The organism is Pantoea sp. C1E2 (genome assembly GCF_056491465.1).
Genome location: NZ_JBSZHT010000004.1, coordinates 141,258 through 155,208 on the forward strand (window position 1 = coordinate 141,258; position 13,951 = coordinate 155,208).

Genomic DNA, 13,951 nt, shown 5'->3' on the forward strand with positions numbered 1-13,951 from the left:
GAGGTGGCAGATGTCACAGGTCATGATGCCCGTTGCACATAACACCCCTTCCGCTGGCTGGCGTCTGCTAAGACGCCTTGCTCGTGGGTTCATCTCGATTGCCTGTACGTTACTGGGATTGGCGGCATTGACCTTCTTTATTGGCCGCTTACTGCCTATCGACCCGGTGGTCGCAATCATTGGGGATAACGCCAGTCAGGAAGCCTACGACAAGATGTTCCATCAGTTGGGGCTGGATCAACCGTTGTGGCATCAGTTTGTCGATTACGTATGGCAACTGCTGCACCTCGATTTTGGTATCGCCCTGACCACCAGCCATCCGGTGGCGCTGGATATCGCGCGCGTCTTCCCTGCTACGCTGGAACTGGCCACTGTAGCGGCAATCATCGGCGTCGGTTTTGGGATTCCGGCGGGCGTGCTGGCGGCAATGTACCGCAATACCTGGTTTGATCATCTGATGCGCTTCGTGGGACTACTCAGCTATTCCACGCCGCATTTCTGGCTTGGTTTAATGGGGTTGCTGCTGTTTTACGCCACGCTCGGCTGGATTGGCGGGCCAGGGCGCATCGATTTTATCTACGAGTTCGATTTACATCCGGTGACGGGATTCTGGCTGGTCGACAGCGCGCTGAGCGGAAACTGGGAAATGTTCCGCAACGTTTTTGGTCACATCATTTTACCTGCATCGATTCTTGGCTTGAGCGCACTGGCTTACATCAGCCGTATGACGCGTAGCTTTATGCTCGAACAGTTGTCGCAGGAATACATCATTACCGCTCGCGTGAAGGGGATGTCGTGGGCGCGCTGCGTTTGGGTACATGCATTCCGCAATATTGCTGTGCCCACGTTGACGGTGGTTGCCCTTTCCTGGGCCTGGCTGCTGGAAGGCGCAGTACTCACCGAAACCGTGTTCGCCTGGCCCGGCTTTGGTCGCTACCTGACCAACGCCTTGCTGGCTGGCGATATGAATGCAGTAGTGGGCTGCACGTTACTGATTGGCGCGATTTTTGTTGGCATCAATCTACTGTGCGACTTGCTTTATCGTCTGTTCGATCCGCGTACGCGTCAGGAGGAAGCATGACCGATTCAGTCAATAAATCGATGCGCGTTAACCCTTCGCGTAGCTTACGCGCCTGGCTGCGCGACCCTGCGCCGCAGTCACCTTTTCAGGCGCACATGCAACTTCTATGGATTCAGTGGCGACGCTTCTGCGCTAATCACTCAGCGCTCTTTGGTTTGCTGGTGCTGTTGATTATTGCTGGCGCTGCAGTGTTTGCACCCTGGTTAGCCACTCACGATATCTATGCCCAAAACCTCGCCTTCCGTCTGCAACCGTTTTCTGCTGAACACTGGCTTGGCACCGACGAATTGGGTCGGGATATTTACAGCCGTCTGCTGTATGGCGCGCGAATCACACTGTATATCGCTGGCTTGACCGCGCTGATCATCACACCGATTGGCTTACTGGTCGGCACCAGTGCAGGCTATCTCGGCGGTTGGGTCGATACGGTGTTAATGCGTCTGGTGGATATCTTCCTTGCCTTCCCCAGTTTGATTCTGGCGCTGGCGTTTGTCGCGGCATTAGGGCCGGGTATCGAGAATGCGATTATCGCGATTTCTCTCTCCGCCTGGCCACCGATTGCCCGCCTCGCGCGTGCCGAAACCCTGGCGATCCGAAAGATGGATTACATCGCAGCGGTACGCTTACAAGGGGCCTCCGCCTGGCACATTATTGTGCGACACATCATCCCCATGTGCCTGCCTTCTGTGGTGGTACGCGTCACGCTGAACATGGCGGCGATTATCCTTACCGCTGCCGGACTGGGTTTCCTTGGTCTTGGTGCACAGGCACCCAGCCCGGAATGGGGTGCGATGCTGGCTTCCGGCCGCGAGTTCATGCTGAACAATGGTTGGATCGCGGCCATTCCCGGATTAGCGATTTTGTTCACCAGCCTTGCCTTCAACCTGTTAGGTGATGGCCTGCGCGACGTAATGGATATCCGCCATGAATAATCTGCTTCAGGTGAAAAAACTCAACATCGTGTTTCGCAGCGCGCACGGGGAACACCGCGCGGTACGTGACGTCTCTTTCCATATAGGACGAGAGAAAGTGGCGATTGTTGGTGAGTCCGGTTCGGGAAAATCGCAGACCTGCCGCGCATTGTTGCAACTGACACCCAAAATCGGCCGCGTCACCGCCGATCAGATGCAATTCGATGATATCGATCTGCTCAACAGCAACGAAAAGCAGATGCGGCAGATTCGTGGAAATCGTATTTCGATGATCCTGCAGGATCCCCGCTTTTCTCTCAATCCGTTGATGCGCATTGGCGATCAGGTGGCGGAAGCCTTCAGGCTGCATCGGCGTGTCAGCAAAAGTGAAGCCAGAGCGCGCGCGTTAGCGATGCTTGAATCGGTGCATATTCGCGACGTGGGGAAAGTGGCACGCCTCTATCCCCACGAGATTTCTGGCGGTATGGGCCAGCGCGTAATGATCGCAATGATGCTGATCCCCGAACCGGATTTAATCATCGCCGACGAACCGACCTCCGCACTCGACGTGACGGTACGCCAGCAGGTACTGAGCATCCTGAATGAACAGCTTGAGCGCCGTCAGACTGGCCTGCTGTTTATCAGTCATGATCTCAATCTGGTCTCTCGCTTCTGCGATCGCGTGCTGGTGATGTACGCCGGGCGCATCGTCGAAGAGATCCGTGCAGATCGTCTGGAGCAGGCTCAGCATCCTTACACGCAGGCATTACTTGCCAGTCAGCCACGCCTGCATCATCCGCTTGATACGCTACGCGTGCCAACGCGTGATGCCAGCTGGCTTAATGGTCCCTGTTTTCGTGATGGAGTCGCATTATGAATCCCATTCCAACCTCGCAACGTAGCATTGAAATGGTGGATGTCAGTATTGCATTCGGTCAGGGATCGCATCAGCGCCAGGTGGTCGATAACGTTAGCCTGACGCTGGCACAAGGTGAGTGCTACGGTCTGATTGGTGAATCGGGCTGTGGAAAGTCCACTATTTTGCGCGCGCTGGCTGGCCTTAATCACGATTATCAGGGCCATATTCTGTTCAACAATCGTGAACAGCAGCCGCAGCGAGATAAAGCCTTTTATCGGCAGGTGCAGATGGTTTTTCAGGATCCTTACGCCTCACTCCATCCGCGAAAAATGGTCTGGGCCAGCCTGCGCGAACCGTTGAAGTTACATGCCATGGACCGTCATGAAACGCGCATCAGCGATGTGCTGCACGCGGTCGGACTTTCCGATGCCTTTCGATATCGCTATCCCCATCAGCTTTCCGGTGGTCAACGGCAGCGTGTGGCCATTGCGCGTGCACTGATTCTGGAGCCTTCGGTGCTGTTACTGGATGAGCCAACTTCGGCACTGGACGTCTCAGTCCAGGCGGAAATCCTGAATTTACTTAGCAGCATGCAGCGGCAGCGTAGCCTCACCTATTTGATGGTGACGCATGATTTGGCCGTCGTGACACATCTGTGCCGCCGCATCGGCATTATGCATCACGGCAAGTTGTTGGAAGAACTCAGCGCGGACAGCGTGCGGCAGGGCGCAGCTCGTGAAATCTACACCCGCGAGTTCCTGGCGGCGAGTGAAGCGTGAACGTCTGCTCCAACCTAAAACAATGAGGCTTTGCCATGTTTGAATTGCTTCAGCAACAACTTGAAGATCAGGCCACCGCGGTACTGCTGGTGGTGCGGGGTGAAGAAATCCTCTACAGCTACGGCGATGAAGCACAGCGTTATCCCTGCCACTCGATGCGTAAAAGCTTTCTCAGCGCGCTAATCGGCTGCGCAGTGGAGGAAGGCCGCTTCGATCTCTCTTTAACGTTGCAGGCATTGGGGATAGATGACCGCGATGAGCTGAGCGCCGATGAGAAACAGGCCACGCTTTACGATCTGCTGACCGCTCGTTCTGGCATTTATCATCCTGCAAACTATGAAACGGCCTGGATGCAGCGCATTAAGCCTCCGCGCCATCTGCATGCGCCGGGCGAAAACTGGTGCTACAGCAACTGGGATTTTAATGTGCTGGGCAGTGCCTATCGGCAGCTGACAGGCGAAGCCATTAACCAGGCGTTTGCGCAGCGGATTGCCGACCCGCTGGGGATGCAGGATTATCGCGTTGATCAGGATAGTTGGTTAGAACCCGGAGGCTTTTCTGATTATCCGGCCTATCCCTTTACGCTCTCAAGCCGCGACCTGCTGAGATTCGGCCAGCTCTTTCTGCAACAAGGGCGCTGGGGAGATCGACAAATCATCCCGCAACATTGGGTACGTACCAGCACCTTGCCTGTATCTCATGCGGGCGATCGTGGAGGTTACGGCTATATGTGGTGGGTCACGCGCGATGGCGTGGCCTGGCCAGAGGTGATTCTGTCAACGGGCAGCTACTCAGCGCGCGGCGCAGGAGGTCACTTCTGCCTTGTGATGCCGCAACAAAATATGGTGATCGTGCATCGTGTTGATACCCGCACGCCGGGACAAGAGGTGAACCGCTTCCAGATTGGGTCGCTGTTACGCACGCTATTTACCGCATTGGACAGGGAGGCATAATCATGACGCTGATTGAGTCTCTGGCACAGTGGTGTGCCACTCCACCGACCTTTTCTCCTCGTGCCCGTGAGCTGGCGATTGACGCCATCACCGATACGCTGGGTTGCATGGTGGCAGGTCGTTACGACTTTTCTACGAAGGCGGTGCAGCAGGCATGGCCACAGATACCCCGTAGTCAGGCGCTCGATGCGTTGTTCAACGCCACTGCCGCCCACGCTATCGACTTTGACGACAACTTTGCACCGGGCATGAGTCATGCTTCGGCCGTGCTGGTGCCGGCGCTGCTGGCGGTGGCACACAACAGCGATGGCGCATCGTTGATACGCGCTTATTTAATTGGTCTGCAGGCACAAGCCTTTATTGGCGAAGCCATTGGCTATCAGCACTACACTGCTGGCTGGCATGGTACTTCCACCGTGGGATGCATTGGCAGCGCGGCAGGTGTTGCTGCCCTGCTCGGTCTGGATGCCGCAGGGATTGCCCGGACGTTGAGCATTGCGGTAAGTATGGCCAGTGGCGTAAAAGGCCAGTTTGGCACGCCGTTGAAACCGTTTCATGCCGGAATGGCGGCGCGCAATGCCGTGGAGGCTGCCACGCTGGCGCAAACCGGTATGCAAGGTCGTCTGGATATTATTGAGTGCGCACAAGGTTTTGCTGAACTTTATGCCGGACAGTTAAGCCAACCTTCACTGCCTGGCGCTGAGCCGCACGTGATTGAGCATATTGGGGTGATGCCTAAAAAATACCCGTGCTGTGGGTCTACCCACCGCATTCTTGATGCGATTGCCGATATCCAGCAACAGCAAACGTTGAAGATTGACGACATTGAAAGCGTGCACTGCCAGGTGGGGATCGCGAACTGGCGCAACCTCGCCTATTACCAGCCGCAGGATGAAATGCAAGCCCGCTTCTCAATGCAGTATTGCGTTGCCATGATGCTGAAGAATGGCACGCTGAGCGTGCAGGATTTTACTGCCGCCAGCGTAAAACAACAGGCTGATGCGCAGTTGTTAGCGATGATTACCCTCTCCCCCTGGACCGCAGAACAGGAGTCAGAGGACAGAAACTTACCGCATATCGTCACGTTGCGTTTAAAAGAGGGGCGGGAAATTGTCCAGTCGAGATTACGAGCGAGAGGCGCGCTGGATGAGCCTTTCAGCGCTGAAGATCGGCGGGAAAAATTCTACGATTGCTGTGCGTCACTGCCCAATGCAGATTCACTTTATCAACACCTGAAAGGATTAGCGCAGCAATCTGAGTTAACGTTTATACGTCAGCTGATGGTCTAATTATCAAAAACAGTGAGGGGGTTTGCGCGCAAATATTGTCGAATGCCCCAGTTCCTTAATCAAAGATAATGTAGAGGGTGCACCGATGAATCAGAAGCCCGAAATGGCTCGGAACCACGCCTGGCCCCCCTCAATTCATCGCTTCTGAAAATATTTTCTTTTTTTTAGCAATATTCACATCGCTCATTCGTCTACCTCAGTACGAGCCAATATCGGCTACTGTAATGAGGAATAACAACAATGAGAGATTTCGATATGCGCAGACAACACCGCCGTGACCACCATTTTGGTGGCCATCGCATGATTAAGCCGCTGTTGATCGGCGTGGTGATTATCGCGGCGCTCGGGCTGCTGGTGATGTCGCTGTGGAATGCCGTGCTGCCTGCCATTATCGGCGTGAAGGCGATTGGCTTCTGGCAGGCGCTTGGGCTGCTGGTATTGTGCCGCATCCTGTTTGGTGGTTTAGGTTTCCGCCCCGGCATGTTCGGCATGGCGCGTCGTCGTATGCACGAACGCTGGATGCAGATGACTCCAGAGCAGCGCGAAGAGTTTATGCAACACCGCCGTGAACGTTCGCACCGTGGACGCCGCGATCGCTGTGACTGGCATGGCCGCCGCGATGATGCGCGCTCACCTTCAGGCGAAGCACCCGCTAAATCGCCAGACGCAGAGTAAACGCCATGGCGCAGGATTCACTGCTGATGTCCGCGTTGAGCGCCTGTCGGTCAAAATTAAGCGCATTTATCCGCGGCCGCACGTCGGTACGTGAAGATGCTGACGATATCCTGCAGGAAGTGACCTACAAGCTCATGCAGGTCGAGCAACCGGTAGAAAATGTCGCGGCCTGGTTATTCCGTGCCGCGCGCAATGAAATGACCGATCGGGCACGAAAAAAGCGTGAACTACCGCTAACCGATCTCTTGAACAACGATGAGGAAGCGGATTTTCCAGAAGATGAGCTGGCTGAAACCTTATTTGGCGTGCCGGAAACGCCGGAAGATGAGTATCTCAAAGCGCTGCTATGGGAAGAGCTGGAGGAAGCCTTAGCCGAACTGCCGTCCGCTCAGCGCGAGGTGTTCGAAAAAACCGAATTGCTGGGTTACAGCTACAACGAACTGGCTGAAGAGAGTGGCACCAGTGTCCAGGCTTTGTTATCACGCAAACACAAAGCGGTGCTCTCTCTGCGCACGCGATTACGCAATCTTTATGATGAGCTTACTGCTGAGTAATGCTATTTATTGCGTTTTTCAGTCTAAAAGGTAAACAGGATGGCTGCTACTTCACAGTAAATAGCAGCCTACATTCCCGTTACCACCAGACCGCTTCTTCCCTTGGTTGCAGAATATTTACCCCTTGCCCGATCACTGGCAGGGACAATTTAATTTTCTGCTCATGCGCCAGCGCAGCTATTTGTTTTAGGGGATCATTCCAGTGATGGAAAGCGAGGTCGAAGGCCGCGTTATGAATGGGCATTAACCATTTTCCCTTCAAATCCTGAAACGCCCGGATGGTGTCAGTTGGCAACATATGGATATCCGCCCAGCGGCTGTCATAAGCCCCATTCTCAAGGCAGGCAACATCAAATGGGCCGTACTTATTACCAATTTCTTTGAAACCGGGGAAATAACCGGAGTCCCCGCCAAAGAAGAATCGAAATTCATCTGTGATGATGCTCCATGAACACCACAAACGTTTATTACCATCAAACAGACCGCGGCCTGAAAAGTGCTGCGACGGCGTGGCGACAAAATGAATTTCGCCTACATCCGTGGACTGCCACCAATCAAGTTGGGTGATCTTCTCCTCAGCCACTCCCCACTTTGCCAGTAAATCGCCGACACCCAATGGAGTAAGGAAATAGCGCACGCGATCCTTCAACTCCATGATTGTCTGGTAATCCAGATGGTCGTAATGGTCGTGCGATAAAATAATCCCTTCAATAGGCGGTAAATCGATCAGCTCAATTGGCGCAGGCTGAAAACGTTTAGGCCCCAGCCACTGGAACGGAGAAGCACGTAAGTTAAATACCGGGTCGGTAAGCCAATACTTGCCTTTCAATTTGAGCAGCAGCGATGAATGACCCAGTCGAAACACACTGTTATCGGCTGCCTGGGCAAGTGCCGCGGACGTGATAGGCTCCACGGGTAACGGCTGCTGAGGAACGGTTTCTTTAGGCTTATTAAACGCTAAATCCCAAAACATCTTCAAATATTCGCTGAATTTCAACGACTGCCGGGGAGCAACATTGGCAAAGCGCTTACCATCAAATTGAGCGGATTGCGGATAACCCTTGATGGCACTGCGGGAGACGCTTGAACAATTCAACATTGATCTATTACCTGGACGAATGCGGTGGTTCAGAATAACGGTTTTTGGTGAATCCTATATGGCATAACTGGCGGTTTGGTTATGAAACTCATGCTTAAGATGACATTTCATTTCCTGAGCGCTAAAGTCTCTCTTTTGTTTGATTTTACGAGGGAAAATGAAACCTTTATTTGTATACGGCACCTTACAACCGGGTCACTCGAATGCACATATCCTGGAAAGTATTGGCGGACAGTGGCTGAGTGGGACGGTCAACGGTGTCTTTTATGAACGCGGTTGGGGAGCAGCTGCAGATTTTCCTGGTATTGTACTGGATAACAATGCGGGTGTTGTTACGGGCTCACTCTTCTTCTCAGAGCATCTGAAATCGCATTGGCCAATGCTGGATGAGTTCGAGGAAGGTTATGATCGTGTGGATGTTGAAGTCACTACCCCCGAAGGAGAGAAAATCACAGCGTGGATTTATCAGTTACAGCCGCCACAGGCCTAATCTACCCTGCTCTTTTCCAGCCTAAGCAAGCGCAACGCCCATGATACTTTGTGAGAGGAGAATACATCAGGCTACTGCGGCATAGGTATTCTCTGCGGTATTGGTTGCAACACGCTCGCACTTAATAAGCCAGGCTAAAATGAATGTAAACCGCATCAAGGAGCATTCAAATGAGCAAACTCTGCACCGCCTGCAGTACTTCTTATGAAGATGATCCAGGCATCACACATTGCAAAATTTGCGAAGATGAGCGGCAGTTTGTGCCTGTCAGTGGACAGCGCTGGCTGTCATTCTCGGCTCTGCGGGCCACACACCAGAATAAATGGCAGCAACATCAAAAAGAATTATTCAGCGTACAAACCGTGCCGAATTTTGCCATCAACCAACGTGCTTTTTTACTGCAAACCGCGCATGGGAATATTCTGTGGGACTGCATTGCAAATCTGGATAGCGCCACGGAATCATTAATACGTGCGCTGGGCGGTCTGCATGCCATCGCCATTTCTCATCCTCATTACTACAGCACCATGCAAGACTGGGCTGCGGCATTTGAAGCGCCAATCTATTTGCACGCGGATGACCAGCAGTGGATTATGCGCCAGAGTCCTCACATTCAACTTTGGCAGGGTGACGAATGGGATTTACTGCCCGATGTCACTTTATTACGCTTGGGAGGACATTTTAGCGGAGGCTGTGTGCTGCACTGGGCGCAACATGATGGAATATTATTGAGCGGCGATGTTGTGCAAGTGGCACCCGGTGCAAACACCGTGTCATTTATGTGGAGTTATCCCAACATGTTGCCACTTTCAGCAGCGTCGGTGACTACCCTCATTCATCGACTTGATAAGGTCGCCTTCTCGCAGATTTATGGTGCATTTTCAGGTCGGGAAATCACTCAGAATGCACAATTCATTGTCAGACAGGCAGCAGAACGCTATATCCGCTGCCTGCAATAATTAACCGACCAGCCCGGTATTCACCCGTTTGCCGATTTCTTTCAACTGGGAATACTTTTCCAGTAAGGACGGGCCATCATCGAGGCTCATGGCAAACATCCATAAATAGGTCATGACCGAATAAATATGGCCTGCGCTCATGCCGCCTTTTAACGCCATCACACTGATGGTGACACCAAACAACAGTGCGGAAGCAATACCAATCGACAAATAACCAATCGCTTCGCGGTCAGACAAGCGAATCCGCACCTGCGCCAGAAAGTGATAATGACGATTGAGTTTCTGTTCGCCTGCAGTACTGACAAAACCCACTTCCCGCTCCAGTCGATCGTTCATCCGCCCGATAAGCGATTCATTTTTGCGGGTGTAACCTGGCAAGAATCCCGCAAACAGCAGCAATATGGCAAAACACGCCAATCCTGCCCAGGGTTCAATGGTCAGCAGCATCACCACGGCCCCACACATCGAAGCCGCGGAAGTGATCAACATCGGAAGATGCGTTTCAAAGAAATCCACAAACTGGCGTGAAAGCGTCACCCTTGCCGCAATAGCCGAATGGCTATGCGCCTCTTCACGCTGAGCAAGGATCACCGGCACCGCGAGCCCGGCATAAATGCGTGCAAAAGTACGGGTATCCATGGTGCGACGAGCTGCGCCAATCAACCACATGATCAACACTAACCCGGCATAGAACAGGCCATGTAGTGCGTTGCCATGCATGATAGCGTTGATCGCGAAACCCGCCAGCAACGGATAAAGCAGGTAAACCACGTTTTCAGCGATCACCAGCATCAGTGTTAGCAGTAATTTTTTCTTATTACGTTTCGCCAGCACTTTCAGTGTATTAAGGGCGCTGCGTGAGGCCCCACTTTGTATATTTTCAGGTATGATTTGCATTAGATTACGTTCAAATTGATACTTTTGAGCGGTTGCTCAAAAGTGGCAAAAGTGTATTTGAGCACTTGCTCAAAGTCAACGGTGGTGGTGATGAAAGAGACAACAGCGGAATTGCGCGACAAGATCCTGGATACAGCGGTGGCACTGTTTATTGAAAAAGGTTTGGAGAATGTGAAAACCCGCGAATTGACGACGCAGTTAGGGTTATCACGTAGTCACATCTATCACTATTTTTCAGGCTGGGCGTCATTGAGTCTGGAAGCGTGCTCGCGCTTCGCACAAAAAGATCTTCAGGAATTTACGCAGCAAATTGGCCTGTTGCCCTTTCATGAAAGACTGGAAGCCTTCATTGCCGATTATCTGCCGCTGGAACCGGATGCGGTATGGCAGCTTTATAGCTCACTTTGGCGTAAAGCCACCACGGAAGTCGACTATGCAGAACTCGCCACTCAGGTGACAAAGCAATGGCATGCGCTGATGACCGACATCATACGTGATGGGATAAATGCAGGTGTTTTTCGTCAGGCTGATGCAGAACAGGTTGCGCGGCAGCTCAGTGCTATGCTGAACGGCTATGCTGATTTATTGATAGTGTTACAGGGAGCTGAAGCGCGGGAACAGGCAATTAACGATCTGCATGCCTTTATTAAACTCGCGCTTTGAATTGTGACAATTTTTAGTTTCAGGACGTGGTGACTGAACTGTCCGATTTGGCGACAAAATACTGATCGTGTTTTTCAATCTTGACGCCACGTTCGCGCCAGTATGCCGCCATACTGAAGAACGCATCACTGGTTAAATTGAAGCCAATAATAACTGAAGGATGCTTACCGCTTCTCAAAAACGAGTTTAACTGCTCCATATCTAACGCTTTAACAGACTCCATCATCTTCTCCCGATCTATAACAAGATAATCTGCAGCAACAGATTATCTTGTAAGTCTCTTGATGCACAATGCAGTTATATTAATATTACAATCTGCAAAAAATCCGATGATGAATGGCCGTCAACCTTCGATAAACCCGCAGATTCTCTGATAAATGAGATCGATCTCAGCCCCACAAAGTGCAATACACACCACAGGAAAAACGAAAAACTGTGGAATTTCTAAATGGTTTCATGGTGGATATATCAGCAATGCACAATGTCATTCACCGATATTAATTACTATTTGCTATGCATCGACTGTTTATTGTACTGAACAAATTTACAGCGAACGCACTGCGCATGGATGTACAGACGTCCAGACGTATATTATAGTCCGTCTCCTACGTTAATCAGGGACCCGTGCTATGAACAAATTACTCGTTACCACCCTTCTCGCCGCCGCAGTTTCACTGCTCAGCGCCTGCGACAACAATAAAGACAACGCCATCAAAGTCGCCATTAACACCGGCCCTGACGAAGCGCTGTGGCAGACGGTTAAACAGGTCGCCCATGATAAATATCATCTGGATGTCGATGTGGTAGCCTTTAACGATTATGTTCAGCCGAACGAAGCCCTGTTCAATAAGGATGTTGACGCCAATGCCTTCCAGAGCCTGCCTTATCTGGAAATGCAGTCTAAAGAGCGTGGCTATAAGTTCGCGGTTGTCACCAACACCTTTGTGTTCCCGATTGCCGGCTATTCTCGCAAGATTAAAGCACTGGATGCACTGCCAGATGGCGCGACCATCACCATCTCCAACGAAGCAACCACCCTTGGCCGCAGCCTGCTGCTGTTACAAGCTCAGGGCCTGATCAAGGTGAAACCTGAAGCCGGCCTGCTGCCGACCACGCTGGATATCACTGATAATCCGAAGAAGCTTAAAATCGTTGAAGTGGATACACCGCAACTGGCCCGCACACTCGACGATCCGCAAGTCTATATCTCCATCATCAATAACAACTTTGCCGCGCTGGTTAACCTCTCCGCGTCGAAGGATGGCATGTTTATGGAAGGCAAAGCGTCGCCGTATGTGAATGCCATTGTGGCGCGTGAAGATAACAAAGACAGCGCAAATGTGCAGAAGCTGAAAGAGGCTTTCCAGTCGCAGGAAGTGCTGGATAAAGCGAACGAGATTTACAAAGGTGACATTATCAAAGGTTGGTAATCGCCGTTTGAATAGCCGCGCAACAGGTATGTTGCGCGGCTATTTATTATTTAAAATCTACCGCCATTAATTCAGCGATGGTTGAATCCTGGGTTGAGGCCACGCAACGGTGCAGGTAATCCGTAAATTTCGAGGATGGCGGCATACCCAACTCCAGCAACTTCTCATTGCTGAACACCACGTTAAGTTTGGAGAAATGGCCATAAAGATTCATGGCGCGCAACACAATACGCTCATTACAAGGCCCAAACAGTGACGCGAAGTTTTTCTTACTTTCAGCCAGTTCGCGATAATTCACTTTCTGATAACTTTCGCCCACGGGCACATTGCCTGAGGCTTTGGCTATCGCCTTATCAATCTCTGCAAAAGTGACGCTGCTGTTGAGTCCGGCTGAGATATGAATAATGCTTTTATCGACGTTTTCAGCGGTGAGAAGCAGCTCCAGCGCATCCGCGCAGTAATCAACGGGCACCACATCAATACGGTCGTCCAGCTCACACATAAACTTACCCAATGTCAGTGCCATGCGGAACACCCAGAAAATGCTCGGCGAGGGCGTGCAGCCATGATCGGAATGGCCCACAACAATAGAGGGGCGCGCAATAACCAGCGGCAATTCGGGCAACATCTCACTCATCATCTTCTCCACCGTGGCTTTGCTCCACGTGTACTCAACGATGTGTTGATCGCGCAACGTATTCAGTTTGCTCTCGGTTACCAGCGTGTTAGCTTCCGGCGCACACGACATTGCCGTACCGACATGAATAAAACGCTTAAGGCCTCTGACCTGATTTATACGACTGGCGAAGGAGAATGTCCCTTCAACATTAACTTTCCAGATGTAAGGATTCGCCCCAAACGAAGCCACAGCCGCACAGTTGAGAACATGCGTCACGCTATCCAGACGCGGGTCGGCAGTAAACTGCTCTGGCTCCGCGAGATCGCCGATAAGAATGTTGTCTGTGGTCAGTAATGCCAACAGATCTTGAGCCACGCCAAATTTAGCCAGATTGGATTGCAACCGACTCAGTCCTTCGGCGGGTGAATCACCGCGCACCAGCAGTAACAGTCGATTATTCTCGCTTTTCTTCAATAAGTTAACCGCTACTGCTCCACCTAAAAATCCGGTCGCGCCAGTAATTAAAATCGTATTCATAGTATTTAGCTATCAGTTGGTTTCTGGACGAAAACGGTCCATTGAGCGTGGCTTCGAATGTATGCCAGCGAAGATAAATGGCGGATAAATGCGATCTGCGCGGTGTGAAGCAAAAGCGGTTCAGTTAGCTTTCGTTTATCTCTGATAACCATCCGT

The 13,951-nt window shown here is 51.8% G+C and carries 16 protein-coding genes; 12 read left to right on the forward strand and 4 right to left on the reverse strand.

Annotation, left to right across the window (positions count from 1 at the left end):
- The first annotated feature begins 10 nt into the window (after positions 1-10).
- The 8 genes from ACXI0A_RS22080 (at position 11) to ACXI0A_RS22115 (ending at position 7,101) form a co-directional block, all read left to right on the forward strand.
- Entirely contained in the window at positions 11-1,081 is a 1,071-nt protein-coding gene (locus ACXI0A_RS22080) for an ABC transporter permease subunit (protein ID WP_476147120.1), read from the forward strand.
- On the forward strand, positions 1,078-2,013 hold the full coding sequence (locus ACXI0A_RS22085; RefSeq protein WP_224933190.1) for an ABC transporter permease: 936 nt from the start codon (positions 1,078-1,080) through the stop codon (positions 2,011-2,013). Before ACXI0A_RS22080 ends, ACXI0A_RS22085 begins: the two co-directional genes overlap by 4 nt.
- Positions 2,006-2,869, forward strand: a complete 864-nt coding sequence (locus ACXI0A_RS22090) for an ATP-binding cassette domain-containing protein (RefSeq protein ID WP_476147119.1) — start codon at positions 2,006-2,008, stop codon at positions 2,867-2,869. Before ACXI0A_RS22085 ends, ACXI0A_RS22090 begins: the two co-directional genes overlap by 8 nt.
- Positions 2,866-3,630: an ABC transporter ATP-binding protein gene (locus tag ACXI0A_RS22095; RefSeq protein ID WP_224933188.1), complete on the forward strand. Its 765-nt coding sequence runs from the start codon at positions 2,866-2,868 to the stop codon at positions 3,628-3,630. Before ACXI0A_RS22090 ends, ACXI0A_RS22095 begins: the two co-directional genes overlap by 4 nt.
- 35 nt (positions 3,631-3,665) lie before the next feature.
- A complete protein-coding gene (locus ACXI0A_RS22100) occupies positions 3,666-4,583 on the forward strand; it encodes a serine hydrolase (protein WP_476147118.1) in 918 nt (305 codons plus the stop codon).
- 2 nt (positions 4,584-4,585) lie between these two features.
- A complete protein-coding gene (locus tag ACXI0A_RS22105; protein ID WP_476147117.1) occupies positions 4,586-5,872 on the forward strand; it encodes an MmgE/PrpD family protein in 1,287 nt (428 codons plus the stop codon).
- 240 nt (positions 5,873-6,112) lie between these two features.
- Positions 6,113-6,547: a hypothetical protein gene (locus ACXI0A_RS22110; RefSeq protein ID WP_476147116.1), complete on the forward strand. Its 435-nt coding sequence runs from the start codon at positions 6,113-6,115 to the stop codon at positions 6,545-6,547.
- 5 nt (positions 6,548-6,552) lie between these two features.
- Positions 6,553-7,101 carry a sigma-70 family RNA polymerase sigma factor gene (locus ACXI0A_RS22115; protein WP_476147115.1) on the forward strand — a complete coding sequence of 183 codons (549 nt, stop codon included), beginning with the start codon at positions 6,553-6,555 and terminating at the stop codon, positions 7,099-7,101.
- Positions 7,102-7,180: 79 nt separating this feature from the next.
- On the opposite strand, the gene ACXI0A_RS22120 is transcribed toward ACXI0A_RS22115, so the two are convergent.
- Positions 7,181-8,200, reverse strand: a complete 1,020-nt coding sequence (locus ACXI0A_RS22120) for an MBL fold metallo-hydrolase (RefSeq protein ID WP_476147114.1) — start codon at positions 8,198-8,200, stop codon at positions 7,181-7,183.
- A 157-nt stretch (positions 8,201-8,357) separates the two neighbouring features.
- Here ACXI0A_RS22120 and ACXI0A_RS22125 point away from each other — a divergent pair, with 157 nt between their 5' ends.
- Both ACXI0A_RS22125 and ACXI0A_RS22130 read left to right on the forward strand, forming a co-directional pair.
- A complete protein-coding gene (locus ACXI0A_RS22125; RefSeq protein ID WP_476147113.1) occupies positions 8,358-8,690 on the forward strand; it encodes a gamma-glutamylcyclotransferase in 333 nt (110 codons plus the stop codon).
- A gap of 170 nt (positions 8,691-8,860) precedes the next feature.
- A complete protein-coding gene (locus tag ACXI0A_RS22130) occupies positions 8,861-9,649 on the forward strand; it encodes an MBL fold metallo-hydrolase (RefSeq protein WP_476147112.1) in 789 nt (262 codons plus the stop codon).
- Here the strand turns inward: ACXI0A_RS22130 and ACXI0A_RS22135 are convergent, their stop codons facing one another.
- Positions 9,650-10,546: an ABC transporter six-transmembrane domain-containing protein gene (locus tag ACXI0A_RS22135; RefSeq protein WP_476147111.1), complete on the reverse strand. Its 897-nt coding sequence runs from the start codon at positions 10,544-10,546 to the stop codon at positions 9,650-9,652. It lies immediately after the preceding gene.
- A gap of 90 nt (positions 10,547-10,636) precedes the next feature.
- Between ACXI0A_RS22135 and ACXI0A_RS22140 the strand changes: the two genes are divergently transcribed.
- Positions 10,637-11,209 carry a TetR/AcrR family transcriptional regulator gene (locus ACXI0A_RS22140; RefSeq protein WP_224933179.1) on the forward strand — a complete coding sequence of 191 codons (573 nt, stop codon included), beginning with the start codon at positions 10,637-10,639 and terminating at the stop codon, positions 11,207-11,209.
- Positions 11,210-11,228: 19 nt separating this feature from the next.
- Here the strand turns inward: ACXI0A_RS22140 and ACXI0A_RS22145 are convergent, their stop codons facing one another.
- Positions 11,229-11,435: a hypothetical protein gene (locus ACXI0A_RS22145; RefSeq protein ID WP_476147110.1), complete on the reverse strand. Its 207-nt coding sequence runs from the start codon at positions 11,433-11,435 to the stop codon at positions 11,229-11,231.
- 403 nt (positions 11,436-11,838) lie between these two features.
- Between ACXI0A_RS22145 and ACXI0A_RS22150 the strand changes: the two genes are divergently transcribed.
- The gene (locus tag ACXI0A_RS22150; RefSeq protein WP_160833866.1) at positions 11,839-12,639 is read left to right on the forward strand and encodes a MetQ/NlpA family ABC transporter substrate-binding protein; all 801 of its coding nucleotides are present in this window, start codon (positions 11,839-11,841) and stop codon (positions 12,637-12,639) included.
- A gap of 46 nt (positions 12,640-12,685) precedes the next feature.
- Here ACXI0A_RS22150 and ACXI0A_RS22155 read toward each other — a convergent pair whose 3' ends face one another.
- Positions 12,686-13,795, reverse strand: coding sequence for an SDR family oxidoreductase (locus ACXI0A_RS22155; protein WP_476147109.1), 1,110 nt, complete (start codon positions 13,793-13,795; stop codon positions 12,686-12,688).
- Positions 13,796-13,951 lie beyond the last annotated feature (156 nt).